Source organism: Pseudomonas sp. SDO55104_S430, assembly GCF_054070595.1.
This window is the reverse complement of sequence record NZ_JBSVXG010000143.1, coordinates 1-15,365: the sequence shown is the minus strand read 5'-3', so window position 1 is coordinate 15,365 and position 15,365 is coordinate 1. Positions and strand designations below refer to the sequence as shown.

Below are 15,365 nucleotides of genomic sequence, written 5' to 3'. Positions count from 1 at the left end.
TTGCTCCTACAGAGACGACACCTTAACCCGGTAGGAGCGAGGCTTGCCCGCGAAGACGATCCCAAACTCACAACCAAACTGCGTCCCACAGCGGATAATTCCCGACCTTATCAACCAATCCCGCCCGCAAAGGATTGGCAACGATGTATCGCGCAACCGCCGGCAAATCTTCCTCCTTGCGAATGGCCCGATCATGAAACCCAGGCTGCCAGACCGCCCCTTGCCGACCTATCGAGCGATTGAGCATCACTGCAGCGCGAGACTTGGTCCGAGCCATCAACTTCGAAAGCCTAGTGTTCTGCAGCTCTATCAGCCAATGGAAATGATCGGGCATCACCACAAAGGCCAATGATGTTGCAGCTCCTTCCTGCTCGGCTGCTCTGAACGCATCGACGACCAGGCGTCCATTCCTGAACTCGCGAAACAAGGGCTCTCGATTCAAAGATACGGCTATCAGTAGATAAATCTGGCCTGGCTCCGAATACCTTCCATGGCGCAATCGATGTGCGTGGCGCAGTTTTGGCATCAGTGATCCTCCTTGATCGTGGCCTGAGTCATCAGGCTAGTTCGCCGAAGGAGGATTTGAGTGGTGTCAGTTGGTCCGGATGTGTCCGTTTCGCGGGCAAGCCTTGCTCCTACAGAGCGAAGGCGATTTCATTAACGCCGCAAAAACGCCTGATGCATCTCATCCAGCGTTTCGAAATGATAGGCCGGCGCTTCGGCGCTGAGTTCTTCGTGGCTGCCGAAGCCGTAGCCCACTGCCGCCGCGTCCAGCCCGTTGCTGCGGGCGCCGATCAGGTCGTGTTTGCGGTCGCCGATCATCAGGGTGTTGGTTGGGTCGAGTTTTTCTTCGGCCATCAAGTGGGCGATCAGCTCGACCTTGTTGGTGCGGGTGCCGTCCAGTTCGCTGCCGTAGATCACCTTGAAGTGCCGGGCGAAATCGAAATGTCGGGCGATTTCCCGGGCGAAGACCCAGGGCTTGGAGGTGGCGATGTACAGCTGCCGGCCTTGCCCGCCCAAGGTTTCCAGCAGCGGCATGACGCCGTCGAATACCCGGTTTTCGTACAGGCCGGTGACCTTGAAGCGCTCCCGGTAGAAATTCACCGCTTCCCAGGCCTTGGCCTCGTCGAAGTCGTAGAACTGCATGAAGGCCTGCAGCAACGGCGGGCCGATGAAGTGCTCGAGCCTGGTCAGATCGGGCTCATCGATGCCCAGCTTGGCCAGGGCGAATTGAATCGAACGGGTGATGCCTTCGCGCGGGTCGGTCAGGGTGCCGTCGAGGTCGAACAGAATGGTCTGGTAATGCATGTCGAATCCTGAATAAGAGCGTCGGAATCAGGCCTGGTCGTAGCCTTCGGCCAGATGCAGATCCTTGAGCTTCACGTAGTTCGCGGCGCTGTAGGTGAAAAAGGCCCGCTCCTTGTCCGTCAGCGGCCGGATCTGCTTCACCGGACTGCCCACGTAGAGAAACCCGCTTTGCAGTTGCTTGCCCGGCGGCACCAGGCTGCCGGCGCCGACGATCACGTCATCGGCCACCACCGCGCCGTCCATGATGATGCTGCCCATGCCGATCAGCACGCGGCTGCCGACGGTGCAGCCATGCAGCATGACCTTATGGGCGATGGTCACGTCATCGCCGATCAGCAGCGGGAAACCATCGGGGTTGAACGGTCCGGCGTGGGTGATGTGCAGCACGCAGCCGTCCTGCACGCTGGTGCGCGCACCGATGCGGATGCGGTGCATGTCGCCACGGATCACGGTCAATGGCCAGACCGAGCTGTCTTCGCCGATTTCGACATCGCCGATCACCACCGCCGAACGGTCGACAAAGGCGCCTTTGCCGAGCAACGGCGTGTGATTCTGATACTTGCGAAGGTTCACGATAGGGTTTCTCTCTGTCGCTGATAGCTGCGGTGAACGTCGATTGTAATTAAGATGGCTGCATGTTTCTTCCAGCCAAGGTGTCAACCGTGAGCGTGAACAACCCTCTTTTGCAGTCCTACGACCTGCCGCCGTTCTCCGCGATCCGTGCCGAACATGTGCAACCGGCCATTGAACAGATCCTGGCTGACAACCGCGCCGCCATTATCGAGATCCTCAAGACCCAGGGCAAACAACCGAGCTGGGCCGGCCTGGTGCTGGCGATGGACGAGCTCAACGATCGCCTCGGCGCTGCCTGGAGCCCGGTCAGCCACCTGAATGCCGTGTGCAACAGTGCCGAACTGCGAGAAGCCTATGAGTCCTGCCTGCCGGCCTTGAGCGCCTACTCCACTGAAATGGGCCAGAACCGTGAGCTGTTCCAGGCCTATGAAGCCTTGGCCAACAGCCCGGAGGCCGCCGGTTTCGACGTGGCACAGAAAACCATTCTGGAACACGCCCTGCGCGATTTCCGCCTGTCGGGTATCGACCTGCCGGAAGCCGAGCAGAAGCGCTACGCCGAAGTGCAGAGCAAGCTGTCGGAGCTGGGTAGCCGTTTCTCCAACCAGCTCCTTGATGCGACCCAGGCCTGGACCAAGCACGTCACCGACGAAGCCGCCCTCGCCGGCCTGACCGAATCGGCCAAGGCGCAAATGGCCGCCGCGGCCCAGGCCAAAGACCTGGACGGCTGGCTGATCACCCTGGAATTCCCGAGCTACTACGCGGTGATGACCTACGCCCAGGACCGTGCCCTGCGCGAAGAAGTCTACGCCGCCTACTGCACCCGTGCCTCGGACCAGGGCCCGAATGCCGGCCAGAACGACAACGGCCCGGTCATGCAGGAGATCCTCGACCTGCGTCAGGAACTGGCCAAACTGCTGGGCTTCGCCAGCTTCTCCGAGCTGAGCCTGGCAACCAAAATGGCCGAGTCCAGCGATCAGGTGCTGAGCTTCCTGCGCGATCTGGCCAAGCGCAGCAAGCCGTTCGCCGCCCAGGATCTTGAGCAACTGAAGGCGTACGCCGCCGAACAGGGCTGCCCGGACCTGCAAAGCTGGGACAGCGGTTTCTACGGCGAAAAACTCCGCGAGCAGCGCTACAGCGTTGCCCAGGAAGCCCTGCGCGCCTACTTCCCGATCGATAAAGTACTGGGCGGCCTGTTCGCCATCGTGCAACGCCTGTACGGCATCGAGATCACCGAGCAGAAAGGTTTCGACAGCTGGCACCCGGATGTCCGTCTGTTTGAAATCAAGGAAAACGGCCAGCACGTCGGCCGCTTCTTCTTCGATCTCTACGCTCGCGCCAACAAGCGCGGCGGCGCCTGGATGGACGGCGCCCGCGATCGTCGTCGCACCGCCGCAGGCGCTCTGCAGAGCCCGGTGGCCAACCTGGTGTGCAACTTCACCCCGGCCGACAGCGGCAAGCCTGCCCTGCTGACCCACGATGAAGTGACCACCCTGTTCCACGAATTCGGCCATGGCCTGCATCACCTGCTGACCCGCGTCGAGCACGCCGGCGTTTCCGGCATCAACGGCGTGGCCTGGGATGCGGTAGAGCTGCCAAGCCAGTTCATGGAGAACTGGTGCTGGGAGCCGGAAGGCCTGGCGCTGATTTCCGGTCATTACGAAACCGGCGAGCCACTGCCTCAGGACCTGCTGCAAAAAATGCTCGCGGCGAAAAACTTCCAGTCCGGCCTGATGATGGTGCGCCAGCTGGAGTTCTCGCTGTTCGACTTCGAATTGCACGCCACCCACGGCGACGGTCGCAGCGTGCTGCAGGTGCTCGAAGGCGTACGCGACGAAGTGTCGGTGATGCGTCCGCCGGCCTACAACCGCTTCCCCAACAGCTTCGCGCACATTTTTGCCGGCGGTTACGCGGCCGGTTACTACAGCTACAAGTGGGCGGAAGTGCTGTCGGCCGATGCCTTCTCGAAGTTCGAGGAAGAAGGTGTGCTCAACGCCGACACCGGTCGCGCGTTCCGCGAAGCGATCCTGGCGCGCGGCGGCTCCCAGGAGCCGATGGTGCTGTTCGTCGACTTCCGTGGTCGCGAGCCGTCGATTGACGCACTCTTGCGCCACAGCGGCCTGAGTGAAGGCGCCGCAGCATGAGTGAGGCGACTGTGATTACCAAACGACGCTTTATCGCCGGCGCGGTGTGCCCGGCCTGCAGCGAGCCGGACAAGCTGATGATGTGGAGCAAAGACGACGTACCGCATCGCGAGTGCGTGGCCTGCGGTTACTCCGACACGCTCAATGAGCAGGGGCTGTCGGTGCCCAAGGAATTGGGCACGCGGGTCAATACTCCGGTGGTGAAACCTGCGGACACCAAAGTCCAGGCGGTGCAGTTCTTCCCCAATCCGAAGCTGAAAAAGAAGCCCGACGAACAGCAGTAAGTCGTCAGGACAACCTTCCACTGCGCAATGCAGTGGAAGGTTGTTTTACTGGACGTGAGCCGACTGGAACCAGCTCTTCATCGAACACGCCGCGAACGCACTGGTGCTGCAATCGCCATTGACCATCGCCGTGCGCAGCTTTTCCACATCGGCCTGCATCATGTAGCGAACGCCGTCCTTGAAATGGTTGTTGTCGCCAAAACCGCCGCGGGTCATCTCGCTCAACGCCTCTTCCTTGCTCCAGCCCTGCACCACCACCCGATACATCGCCGCCATCAGGCCGGTCCGGTCGGAGCCGTGCTTGCAGTGCATCAGCACCGGGCCTCTGGTTTCGGCTTCCTGAATGGCACGCAGTGCCTTGAGCACATCGGCGTCATCCACATGATTGGTGCGATAAGGCAGCTGTACCTGAGCGATATCGGGTGCGGCCAACCAGCTCGAATCCGATTCAGGCAGAAAGTTGATCACGGTGGCGACCTTGAGCTTGTGCAGCAGCGGCACCGCCCCGCTGTCGGGCAACGCGCTGCGGTAGAGCGTCGGCGACATCTGGAAAAGGTTGTATTGCACTTCGATCGGCTGGGCCCATTCCGCGGGACGGGTCAGCGTGGCGTCGTCGGCATGGACCAGCGACAGATTGAAAAACGCGAACAGTGACAACAGTAACGCCGCAGGTGAAAGACGCGGTAAGCGCATGCTTGGAGGATCCTGGAAAACGTGAATGAGTGGCGCAAATTTTCCGGTTTGCCAGTCAAGGGCCTGTCACATGATTGTCAAAGAATCGTGAATAGCAGACTTTCAGGTTTTTCTTGTTTGAAAAACATAACGATCAAAGAACGGCACGAACTGTGCGCGCCGTTCCTGTATGGCGAATTACCCGATTTCATTCACTTGAGTGCGCCGGGTAGTTTGAATGAATCAGGGATTGATGATCTTCGAATACGCTTTGGCCAACCCTGCCAATATCGCCTTGTCCTGCAAGTCGATATCGCCATCGGCATCCATGTCGGCATGAGCATTGATGGTGAAGGTGACGCCGCCATCATGGGACACGGCCTCGCGCAGGGTCGAGTCGAGCAGGGAACAGGTTACATCGCGGTTGACCTGATCGTAGCCTTCTTCCTTAAGAGCAAACTGCATGGAAACTCTGACTTCCTTTGGATTGATAATTGAAGGTCGAAGTAACTGCAGAAAAACACCGCGTTGATTGTAAGTCGACATTATTTAAATCCTTTTAATAATGAATACACGACCGATTCGTGTGCCGAAGATAGTACTGCTGAAACAACGGAACACTTCGAGCGATATGTTTCCCGCCATGACATGCACATCTTGCAAATACTCGGGTGCCGAACGGCACTGGCCTGTACGCCGAACCTCGGATACTGCATGCACATACAGTTAAAGGATCGCTCCGATGGCTACCCCACTGCCTCCTCGCGGCCGCGGCACCGCGACCAACCCGCACAATCGCTTCGCGCCCAGTCGCTCGGTGGCCGAGGACGACGGCTGGTATCAGGAAGTGCCGATGACACAGGGCACCGAAGTGCAGATCGAGACGGCGAAGAGCATCATCACCCGCAACAACTCGCCGGACCTGCCTTTCGATCGTTCGATCAACCCGTACCGTGGCTGCGAGCACGGTTGGCTATGTTCAGCGATAGGTTCCATTCTTCCATCAAGGTCGATTTTTGTGGTTGAACTTGTTCAAGCATGAAAATTGAGCACATATAAATTTTTGTATAAAAGCACCGATTAAGGTCTAACTCTAAATTTTAAAAATTGTGAATTATTGTCCGACCTTAAATATATTTTCGCCTTGCTATTGACAACGTTATTCTGCCGTATTTAAGCCATAAATCGAAAGTTTGAGAAAGTTAAAAACTCAAAAAACTCAATGAAAAAATAAAAATAATATCGGACTCAATTTTCAAGGAACTAACGGAATCGGACAAAATACGCTACGTTTTTATTCTCGGTATTGTTATACACGAAAGAAATTTCAGGCTCTAAATAGGTCTATTTTATGAGTGTTGATTTTTTGAAAAATTACTGGCCTTCGACGCCCTCCGCTTTATTGGCGAACTTGGTTCGCAATATCCAGATGGTTTTATACGTTCTTAGATGAGCATTTCAACGTGGATGTGAGATTTTAGGTATATGACTATCAACCTGTTACACATCGCTTGAATTTGACCTATTTAAATCATCGCAGCAGAGAATTTGAAGGGGTTAGGGGTTAGGGGTTAGGGGTTAGGGGTTAGGGGTTAGGGGTTAGGGGTTAGGTCATGCGGGTGGGTACGTGCGTCTTTCTTAATAAATAAGATCTTCTTTATATACTCAAAGCCTAGCGGCTTTTCGCTTTACAATTCCAGAATTGCCTTCGAAGAAGGCTTCGCCTTTGATCTTCTCAGGCAAATCTGGTCTTCCTCGTTTCTATTAAAAAAAACAAGTGAAGCCTGACCTGATTCTGCAACTTCTCAGGGTTTAAATCTGTGATATTCAGTTTAAACTTTGAACACTTAATGGCTATATCAGCACCACATTGGAACCCTGTTCAACATATTTCTATGGCTGGCGGGTTGAGAAATTTCCAATATCCCCATTCTATTTCTCTTTGGCTACGCAACGGAACAATCACCTGAATTTCCAACATTGCTTACAGGTGTTAATACTGACTTTCTTATAGTTATGGAATTTTCCAGCAGGAGGGACTTGAATGATTATAATTATATGTTATAACTTTAATTACAAGTTGAAACTGCTGGTATCAGTTCAACACCGAAGCCTTAATGCTAATCACATTAGGGCTTCACCTTTTCTTATCGTATCATTTAAATATTGAAAGTCAAATAAAGCCCATAGCGGGCTTTATTTTTTATACTTGTAGAAATGCCCCGGACCATACCTAAACCTCTCTTTAATAGCGTAATTCATATCATCTGCTATATCGGGATTGATTTCTTCAAGCCTGTCTTTAAGTTTGTATATATGCTGCCTGCTCCAATATTGGTTTTTTTGTTCTTCGACCAATAGATTTGGAATATACTTTTTGTCAAATTCCCTATGTTCATCAATGCTGTGACTTGAATTTCCCGGCAAGTGCATTTTTTTCAATGAATTAACTTCGTGTTCAATATCGCATATCAAAGCATTTTCCAATCTTTCAAGCACAACTGTTTTAAGCTTGTTATCAACTTCATTGTTTTGGATTTTTTCCAAAATCAATAAATGTATGTTGTTGGGTTCTCCTTCAATATCTCCATCTAACGCCTCAATTACGCTGTCAATAATCCCTGAAACAAAGTAGCTTTCTTGATAATCGGATATTAAGTCATCAATCAAATCATCATAAGTAGATGGATCAATGATTGGCTGTTCATCGTCTGCTATCTGTGGCTCAATATCAGCCATTTCTAGCTGTACTTGTGCCTCTGGCATGTCATGGGTCGGTATAATCGGTTTCGATGCCTCTATGGCTTCATGAGCGGCTTCTATGACTGGCTTTTCAATCTTGGCGATAGCTATCAAGACACCATCAGCTTCTTTGAATTCAATTTCTGGCTTGCCCTTATCTCGAAGGTAATCATTCAATTGTTCAACATCTTCCGCTGACAAGTCTTTCACGTTAGGCATTAGGAACTGAAAGCCTGATTTATCAAACAAGCCTAATTCAACTGATTGTTTGATGCCCTCAATACAAAAGCTTTTACTGGCGGATTCCGTTTTGATAGTTTCGCATGGTGAATTATTAGTTAATACAATCAAAGCGTCCCGAATTGTCGATGGACTTACTTCATGAATAGAAACGGAATTGCTTTTTTTGTCATGTGTGAACTTGTCATATTCATAACCTTTTTTTGATATTGAATAGTAGCGAACAATATTTGAGTGCTCTTCTGCTTGATATTTCTTTAATCTCCATTGGATTGTGTCTTTTTTTGTTTTTATTATAGGTTCAAAGTCAATTCGTTTGCCAACCCATGCAAGGTTATGTGTGATTTTATTAGGTGTAAACTCTGCCGCTTGCCTTACTATGTCTTTAAGCTGCTCATCATTAAAGTCTTTGAATTTAGCCTTTAAAGACTTCATTGAAAGATTAACCTGCGATGCTTTTAACGAATTATCGTTGCCATCAATAAATGAAAATGCAAGATTTGCCGCATTGTCATTATTTATGCGAATACCGATGTTGTTGGCTTGTAATGCTTCGAAAAGTTCTTGTGGTGACTTTGATTTCTTGGCGGTTGACCTGATGAAATCATCCATCGCTGTAAGTTGGTCAACTTTATCGGCATAAGCTGTTGGATTATGTTTTTTAAATCGTTGCAAATGAGCTGTGGGAGAATACTGAAAATCATCAAGACGTTGTTGTTCTGCTAATACGCACTTTCTATTTTCAACAACTTCAAGCCCGAATTGTTTTTCAAGCTTTGCTGCAACTCTCTCTTTCTTGTCGAAGTCATTGAACGCTTTTGTTGTGTAGCAATTTCCAAATTTATCTTTGTTTTTTACGACGATATGATAATGAAGTTGTCCATTATCAATGTGATAGTCCGCTACGAATGTTCTTGAACCATAGACTTGTCTAACGTATGACTTGACTGCTTTAAAAGCTTTCTGCTTATCTTCTAGTGTTAGGTTATCAACATCAAAGTCATTGGGCGAGAAAGAAACAATATCGCATAAAGCCGCATACTTTTGTCCCTTGCTTAAATCGTCCATAAAGTATTCAGCCATGAAATTACTATATGAATGGTTGTCAGTGAATTTATTTACAAAAGGTAAGTTGCATGTGTCTGGTTCGTTTTTGTGAAAAGCCTTATTCAAGAAATAGTCCACATTGAAAACTATTTCTTTTTTACTAGATAGGTTGGCAGATAAATCTCCTTGTGGTTTTTTGATTATCATACATCACCATTGTTGTTGTCCTTTTCTTTGTTGTAAATAACTCTACCTTGAAGATTTACACCATCAAGCAAGTTGTTAACCCTATCCATCAATTGTTCCGCTTGCATTAATCGCTCGTTCAGAACGTCTAGTGTGCTTTTGAAATTATATTCTTTACCGTTGCCAAATTTTGCAACACCATTACTGTCAATTTTTTCCAATACTGTTGTTGCGTTGATGATAATATTGAAAGCCTTCCCAGTGCCAAATGCCTCGTCGATAATTTTAGCCGCTTCAATTAGCTGAGGGTCTGTATATTCAATGCAGGATGTAACTCGCTTCTCAATTATTTTTTTAACGAGATTGCTTTTGTTGGTCTTCGGGTTCTCTATAAATAGTTTCTTCATGAAAGCTGCACTATCACCTGAAAAGCGAAGATGAAAACTTTCACCTCTCTTTTGCTCGGATAATCTTGAATAGATTTTTTGGAACTCTTTCAACTCACTTTCATCTAGCTTGTTTTTTGGCCTGCCATTGAAATACGTGACTAGAATTTCTTTTGTAATCTCACCTCTCTTTTGTCTTTTGGTATCTGTGTCTTTGACTTTCTTCATATTGAACTCCTAATGTATTTATTTGTTTTATGCTCCTATATTTTTCAAACGAAGTGCGAAAAATCAAGCGTTCTTGGGAACCAAACAACAGATAAATGGGAACCATTTAGCTGTTGGTTGGGAACCAAATAATGAATAAATGGGAACCATTTAAGAGTTATTTGGGAACCAAGAACATTGCTTGCCTAGATAAGTAGCCTATATATAAAGTAACATGTATTATAATGTTTTCAAGTGGGCGGATATTTCAATCAAAGTTTGAAATTGAAAATGTATAGCACAAAAGAAAGGCCACCAATTGGCGGCCATAATCTGGAAGTTAAAAGCAGCGTGCAAACAATCAAAGTGTCAATAACGCAATAGCACTTTAAAAACAATCTGGTGAAAATCTAGGCATCTGGATTTATGTAATCCTTGTCATAGTTGTAGATGGTCGTGAAGTCTTCGGGCACATGGTCTTTTTCGTAATCAAGAACGCTGCCATCACCATCAATGAGCCTTGTGATTTTGTTAGCGAACTCAATTTCTAAAACAGTATTCAAGAAATCAATTCGAATATGCTTAATGATGTTTTTCAACTCATTGTTGTATGAAACTCGCTTTGCTATCGCTTCCTCTGTTTTGTCATAAATGATTTTCTCAATGTCAATGTCTTTCAAGTCATAGAAGGATTTAAACGATGCAAAGATTTGTTCTAGTTCTTTTTTCTTTTCTTCGATTGTTATGTCAGTGTTCGTGATGGATGTTTCTAATTCAATAATGATTTCGTTGTAAGTTTCTGGAATGGATTCGCCATCCATAATCATCGCTTTGACTTTGGATTTAAAATCATGAAGCCTGATGTTGATTTTATTTCTATTATTTTCTAACTTCATGATTGAGTTCTTTACTTCGTCGGCGTTTGAGTTTTCTTCTAATAACGTGCCGATATTTATTCCATCGGTGAAACGAAAGAACATGTTAAATAATTTTTTGCCACGAATGGATTGCTGACCAAAGTGACTGTTCAAATCACATTTGCCTGTCATTGAATTTGTGCAAATGAAATAATCCCGTTCGCCTTTGTTCATATACCTAATGGTGCCGCCACACCATTGACAGTGTATAAGGTCACGAAAGATGTTATATCGTTGATTAGAGTATCTACCGGCGAAAGGTTTTCTTGACTTGATGACAGATTGAACCTTTAAAAAAAGTTCTTCATCTATAACTGCTGGGTAGTAGTTAGGGATTGGTTCCCCTTCATCTTTTCTTTTAAGTCTTCCATTTTCATCATAATGAATTTTTTGCGGGGAATGCTCGCCTATTAGCTTTCTGTTGCTCAATAGGTATTGAGCTTGATGAATGGCAATCTTTTCAATGAATAGTTGATTGTATTCTTTGGTTGCTTCTTGCAGTCCTTTCGACAAAGAGAGCTTGAAAAGTGTTCTAATTCTTTCAACTTTTTCTTCGTCAATGATGAAAGTGTTATTTTCAACTTTTAACCATGTTGGAACTTTTTTAGTGACAATTTCACCATCACGCATTTTTTCACGATTGTATTTCCATGCTTTACTTGAAAAATCGCTTTTCCGCTTGCTCTCTGCGTTAGCTCGTTCAAATTCTACAAGTGCGTTAATCCAGTCGCCAAAATCAAGGTTATCAGCGTCATAGACTTTATTTCTATCAAGAATAACAATCCTGATGCCGGAGAATAGTAGGTCTGTAAAAATTTTATTACTGCGAACAATCTTGTCTCTTGATAGTCGGTCGAAGTTCTCAATAAGCAGGTAGGAACCTCGCTCGATTTCGCCTTTCCTGACTTCTTGAAGAAACTGACCTAGCACGCCCTCAGCACTGGCATTTTTACCGTGATATGCAGACGTTCCGGCGTCTTCAAGGTGTCGGTCTACCTCCAAGCCATGCAAGGACACAAAAGCGTCTATAAGCTCATTCTGGCGGGTTCTGGTGCTGCCATCCTCTTGACGTGTAGATGAGAATCGAACGTAGGGATAACATTTTTTGGTCATTTTTTGAGCAGCCAGAGACTATGGAACGTATAGCCTAGCATGTCTGCATCTACTGTTACGCGCGTCCCAGCCACGCCTATTGGGACATGTCGCCTGGGCTGGACTTCGAAACCCGGCTGATCGCCAAGACCAACGCCGTGGACGTGCTTGAACAGCAGCTGTCCAAGCGCGGCTATCAATGCGCGCCGATCAACCTGGGGTCCAATACCGATCCCTACCAGCCGATCGAACGCGAATACAAACTCACCCGGCAAACCCTCGAAGTGCTGCTGCGCTACCGGCATCCGGTGACCATCGTCACCAAGGGCTCGCTGATCCTGCGCGATCTGGACCTGCTCACCGAGCTGGCCCAACAGCGACTGGTGGCGGTGATGATCAGCCTGACCAGCCTGGACGACGAACTCAAACGCATCCTCGAACCCCGGGCCGCGGCGCCCAAGGCCCGGCTGCGGGCGATCCGGGTGATGCGTGACGCGGGGATTCCGGTGGGGGTGCTGTGCTCGCCGATGATTCCGATGATCAACGACAGCGAGCTCGAAAGCCTGCTCACCGAAGCCCACGCCGCCGGAGCGCAAAGCGCCGCCTACATGATGTTGCGCCTGCCGCTGGAAGTGGCGCCGCTGTTCGAGGAATGGCTGGCGGCCCACTACCCGCAGCGGGCCGCGCACGTGCTGAGCCTGATTCGCCAGAGTCGCGGCGGTGAGCTGTACGACAGCCGTTTCGGCGCGCGAATGCGCGGCGAAGGGCCGTTTGCCGACTTGCTGGCGCAGCGTTTTGCCAAAGCCGTCAAGCGACTGGGGCTCAATCGACGGGAGGGGTTCAACCTGGACTGCAATGCCTTCTGTCCGCCGGGTCGCCAAATGTCATTGATTTGAGGACAATTGACCTATGGTTGATTACTGGAAACAGGCACCACCGGTAGGCTGGTCACGTTTTTTGTGACCTGGAACACACGTTCTAGAGCCTTTGATTCAGTTTGAGTTAAGATTCGGCCGCTACCTTGTTCATCGAGTGACTGACGGGTCGAGCTTCATGACCTGGATGTTTTTTGACCAGCCACTGGCTTCACGCCGGACATACGGGACAATTCCCTGAGCCCGCCAAAGAGGATGAATCATGAGTGACAAGGATAAACAGCCGTTGGCTGCGTCGGCTTCCACCCAGCCCGAGGTAGAAACCGCCGATGCAGCGTTGAAGCATATCGTTGACGGCTTTTTGCATTTTCATCATGAGGTCTTCCCACAGCAGGAAGAGCTCTTCAAGAAACTGGCCACGGCTCAATCCCCCCGGGCCATGTTCATCACCTGCGCAGACTCGCGTATCGTCCCCGAACTCATCACCCACAGCTCGCCCGGCGACCTGTTCGTCACCCGTAACGTGGGCAACGTGGTTCCGCCTTACGGGCAAATGAACGGTGGTGTTTCCACGGCCATCGAGTACGCGGTACTGGCGCTGGGCGTGCAGCACATCATCATTTGCGGCCACTCCGATTGCGGCGCGATGCGGGCGGTGCTCAATCCTCACACCCTGGAGAAGATGCCCACGGTCAAAGCCTGGCTGCAGCATGCGGAAGTGGCGAAAACCATGGTGCACGACAACTGCAACTGCGCGAGCGAAACAGAGACCATGCATGTCCTCACCGAGGAAAATGTCATCGCTCAATTGCAGCACCTGCGCACCCACCCTTCGGTCGCCTCGCGTATCGCCAACGGCCATCTGTACATCCATGGCTGGGTCTACGACATCGAAACCAGCAAGATCAAAGCCTACGACGCCGATCAGGGTCGTTTCCTGCCGCTTGATGGCAGCCTGCCGATCCCCATGGCGACGCCCAAAGCGCGCTTCTAAATCCTCCTAAAAATCCGTGTGGTTTGACGCCGGCCGCTGTTTCAGCGGTCCGGCCTTGCCACGCCTGAAGAAAACTTCGGGAGAATCACCATGCGTGCTGCTCAACTCAGAGCTGTATTGCCACGGGAGCTGCTGGCTTCGGTGGTTGTGTTTCTGGTCGCCCTGCCTTTGTGCATGGGCATCGCCATCGCCTCGGGCTTGCCGCCTGCCAAAGGCTTGATCACCGGCATCATCGGTGGCCTGGTCGTGGGCTGGCTGGCGGGTTCACCATTGCAGGTCAGCGGCCCCGCCGCCGGCCTGGCGGTGCTGGTGTTCGAACTGGTGCGCCAGCATGGCGTGGCCATGCTCGGGCCGATCCTGCTGCTGGCGGGGTTTCTGCAATTGCTGGCCGGGCGCTTCAAGCTCGGCTGCTGGTTCCGGGTCACGGCGCCGGCGGTGGTGTACGGCATGCTCGCCGGGATTGGCGTACTGATCGTGTTGTCACAGGTGCATGTGATGCTCGACGCCGCACCGAAACCCTCGGGCCTTGATAACCTCACGGCTTTTCCCGGTGCCGTGGCCCAGGCATTGCCGTCGTTTGGCTGGCAGGCAGGACTGCTGGGGCTGTCGACCATCGCGGTGATGTGGCTGTGGGAAAAGCTTCGTCCGCATTCGCTGCGCTTCGTTCCTGGAGCATTACTCGGGGTGGGTCTGGCTACGATCGCCAGCCTTCTTCTGGCATTGCCGGTGAAACGGGTCGAAGTTCCGGCCAATCTGGCAGAGGCCATCGACTGGCTGAAACCCAATGATCTGCTCAATCTGGCCGACCCCACGCTGCTGATCGCCGCGTTTGCCGTGGCCTTCATCGCCAGCGCCGAAACACTGCTCTCCGCCGCCGCCGTGGATCGCATGCACAGCGGCCAGCGTGCGGACTTCGACCGCGAACTGTCGGCGCAAGGCGTGGGCAACATGCTCTGCGGACTGCTCGGCGCCTTGCCGATGACCGGGGTAATCGTGCGTAGCTCGGCCAATGTCCAGGCCGGCGCCACCACGCGCTACTCGACGATTTTCCACGGCCTGTGGCTGCTGGCGTTCGTGCTGCTACTGTCGAGCGTGCTGCAAAGCATTCCTGTGGCGAGCCTGGCGGGTGTGTTGGTCTACACCGGTTTCAAACTGGTGGATCTCAAGGCTTTCCGTGGCCTGGGTCGTTACGGTCGGATGCCGATGTTCACCTACGCCGCCACGGCCCTGGCGATCATCTTCACCGACTTGCTGACCGGTGTATTGATCGGTTTCGGCCTGACTCTGGTGAAGCTGGCGCTGAAGGCCTCGCGGTTGAAAATCAGCCTGATCGATTTGCCTCAGGAAGGTGAGATGGAACTGCGTCTGGCGGGTGCGGCGACGTTCTTGAAGGTGCCGGCACTGACCCAGGTACTGGGCAGCATTCCGCCAGGTGTGACGGTGCATGTGCCGCTCAATAACCTGAGTTACATCGATCACTCGTGCCTGGAATTGCTGGAAGAATGGGGCCGGGCGAATGCGGCCAAGGGTTCGAAGCTGTTGATCGAATCGCGGGGGTTGAAGCGCAGGCTGGAAGGGCGGGTGCGGACCAATACCGGCATAGGTTCAGCCGCCTGAACCACCCACCGACAAATAAACCCGAAAAATAAACCTGTAGGAGCGAGGCTTGCCCGCGAAGCTTTTGGCGTTCTTGAGGACGTC

12 protein-coding genes and 2 pseudogenes are annotated in these 15,365 nt (G+C 51.1%); 6 read left to right on the top strand and 8 right to left on the bottom strand.

The genetic code is table 11. From position 1 onward, the window contains the following. Positions 1-67 precede the first annotated feature (67 nt). The 3 genes from ACW9JE_RS21390 to ACW9JE_RS21380 all read right to left on the bottom strand — a co-directional run bounded on the left by ACW9JE_RS21390 (position 68) and on the right by ACW9JE_RS21380 (position 1,881). Complete coding sequence (locus ACW9JE_RS21390; RefSeq protein ID WP_457433857.1) at positions 68-526, bottom strand: REP-associated tyrosine transposase; 459 nt, start codon at positions 524-526, stop codon at positions 68-70. A 131-nt stretch (positions 527-657) separates the two neighbouring features. Further along, a complete protein-coding gene (locus ACW9JE_RS21385) occupies positions 658-1,308 on the bottom strand; it encodes an HAD family hydrolase (protein ID WP_175375777.1) in 651 nt (216 codons plus the stop codon). A 27-nt stretch (positions 1,309-1,335) separates the two neighbouring features. After that, positions 1,336-1,881, bottom strand: coding sequence for a gamma carbonic anhydrase family protein (locus tag ACW9JE_RS21380; RefSeq protein ID WP_457433856.1), 546 nt, complete (start codon positions 1,879-1,881; stop codon positions 1,336-1,338). Between the two features lie 89 nt (positions 1,882-1,970). On the opposite strand from ACW9JE_RS21380, the gene prlC reads away from it, so the two are divergent. Next, on the top strand, positions 1,971-4,022 hold the full coding sequence (gene prlC / locus ACW9JE_RS21375; RefSeq protein ID WP_457433855.1) for an oligopeptidase A: 2,052 nt from the start codon (positions 1,971-1,973) through the stop codon (positions 4,020-4,022). Further along, on the top strand, positions 4,019-4,306 hold the full coding sequence (locus ACW9JE_RS21370) for a YheV family putative zinc ribbon protein (protein WP_457433854.1): 288 nt from the start codon (positions 4,019-4,021) through the stop codon (positions 4,304-4,306). The genes prlC and ACW9JE_RS21370 overlap by 4 nt, the downstream gene beginning before the upstream one ends. Positions 4,307-4,351: 45 nt before the next feature. On the opposite strand, the gene ACW9JE_RS21365 is transcribed toward ACW9JE_RS21370, so the two are convergent. Together ACW9JE_RS21365 and ACW9JE_RS21360 are read right to left on the bottom strand one after the other, a co-directional pair. After that, entirely contained in the window at positions 4,352-4,999 is a 648-nt protein-coding gene (locus ACW9JE_RS21365; protein WP_224539878.1) for a dual specificity protein phosphatase family protein, read from the bottom strand. A gap of 222 nt (positions 5,000-5,221) precedes the next feature. Further along, positions 5,222-5,524: a hypothetical protein gene (locus ACW9JE_RS21360; protein WP_224539880.1), complete on the bottom strand. Its 303-nt coding sequence runs from the start codon at positions 5,522-5,524 to the stop codon at positions 5,222-5,224. A 196-nt stretch (positions 5,525-5,720) separates the two neighbouring features. On the opposite strand from ACW9JE_RS21360, the pseudogene ACW9JE_RS21355 reads away from it, so the two are divergent. Next, positions 5,721-5,948, top strand: a pseudogene (locus ACW9JE_RS21355) (PA0069 family radical SAM protein); the annotation flags it as partial. Between the two features lie 1,226 nt (positions 5,949-7,174). On the opposite strand, the gene ACW9JE_RS21350 reads toward ACW9JE_RS21355, so the two are convergent. The 3 genes from ACW9JE_RS21350 to ACW9JE_RS21340 form a co-directional block, all read right to left on the bottom strand. After that, the gene (locus tag ACW9JE_RS21350; protein ID WP_457433853.1) at positions 7,175-9,214 is read right to left on the bottom strand and encodes a relaxase/mobilization nuclease domain-containing protein; all 2,040 of its coding nucleotides are present in this window, start codon (positions 9,212-9,214) and stop codon (positions 7,175-7,177) included. Next, a complete protein-coding gene (locus ACW9JE_RS21345) occupies positions 9,211-9,807 on the bottom strand; it encodes a hypothetical protein (protein ID WP_457433852.1) in 597 nt (198 codons plus the stop codon). The genes ACW9JE_RS21350 and ACW9JE_RS21345 overlap by 4 nt, the downstream gene beginning before the upstream one ends. A gap of 389 nt (positions 9,808-10,196) precedes the next feature. Next, positions 10,197-11,816 carry a recombinase family protein gene (locus ACW9JE_RS21340; protein WP_457433851.1) on the bottom strand — a complete coding sequence of 540 codons (1,620 nt, stop codon included), beginning with the start codon at positions 11,814-11,816 and terminating at the stop codon, positions 10,197-10,199. 38 nt (positions 11,817-11,854) lie between these two features. Here ACW9JE_RS21340 and ACW9JE_RS21335 point away from each other — a divergent pair. From ACW9JE_RS21335 to ACW9JE_RS21325, 3 genes and pseudogenes are all read left to right on the top strand, one after another. Continuing rightward, positions 11,855-12,691: pseudogene (locus tag ACW9JE_RS21335) on the top strand (PA0069 family radical SAM protein); the annotation flags it as partial. A gap of 241 nt (positions 12,692-12,932) precedes the next feature. After that, a complete protein-coding gene (locus ACW9JE_RS21330; RefSeq protein WP_224539884.1) occupies positions 12,933-13,664 on the top strand; it encodes a carbonic anhydrase in 732 nt (243 codons plus the stop codon). A gap of 90 nt (positions 13,665-13,754) precedes the next feature. Continuing rightward, complete coding sequence (locus ACW9JE_RS21325; protein WP_457433850.1) at positions 13,755-15,281, top strand: SulP family inorganic anion transporter; 1,527 nt, start codon at positions 13,755-13,757, stop codon at positions 15,279-15,281. The last annotated feature ends 84 nt before the right edge of the window (positions 15,282-15,365 follow it).

Bases quoted from the DNA above. Each gene is read 5' to 3' on its own strand.
- ACW9JE_RS21390 (WP_457433857.1), bottom strand. From the start codon at position 526: ATGCCAAAACTGCGCCACGCACATCGATTGCGCCATGGAAGGTATTCG.
- ACW9JE_RS21385 (WP_175375777.1), bottom strand. From the start codon at position 1,308: ATGCATTACCAGACCATTCTGTTCGACCTCGACGGCACCCTGACCGAC.
- ACW9JE_RS21370 (WP_457433854.1), top strand. From the start codon at position 4,019: ATGAGTGAGGCGACTGTGATTACCAAACGACGCTTTATCGCCGGCGCG.
- ACW9JE_RS21365 (WP_224539878.1), bottom strand. From the start codon at position 4,999: ATGCGCTTACCGCGTCTTTCACCTGCGGCGTTACTGTTGTCACTGTTC.
- ACW9JE_RS21360 (WP_224539880.1), bottom strand. From the start codon at position 5,524: ATGTCGACTTACAATCAACGCGGTGTTTTTCTGCAGTTACTTCGACCT.
- ACW9JE_RS21350 (WP_457433853.1), bottom strand. From the start codon at position 9,214: ATGATAATCAAAAAACCACAAGGAGATTTATCTGCCAACCTATCTAGT.
- ACW9JE_RS21345 (WP_457433852.1), bottom strand. From the start codon at position 9,807: ATGAAGAAAGTCAAAGACACAGATACCAAAAGACAAAAGAGAGGTGAG.
- ACW9JE_RS21340 (WP_457433851.1), bottom strand. From the start codon at position 11,816: ATGACCAAAAAATGTTATCCCTACGTTCGATTCTCATCTACACGTCAA.
- ACW9JE_RS21330 (WP_224539884.1), top strand. From the start codon at position 12,933: ATGAGTGACAAGGATAAACAGCCGTTGGCTGCGTCGGCTTCCACCCAG.
- ACW9JE_RS21325 (WP_457433850.1), top strand. From the start codon at position 13,755: ATGCGTGCTGCTCAACTCAGAGCTGTATTGCCACGGGAGCTGCTGGCT.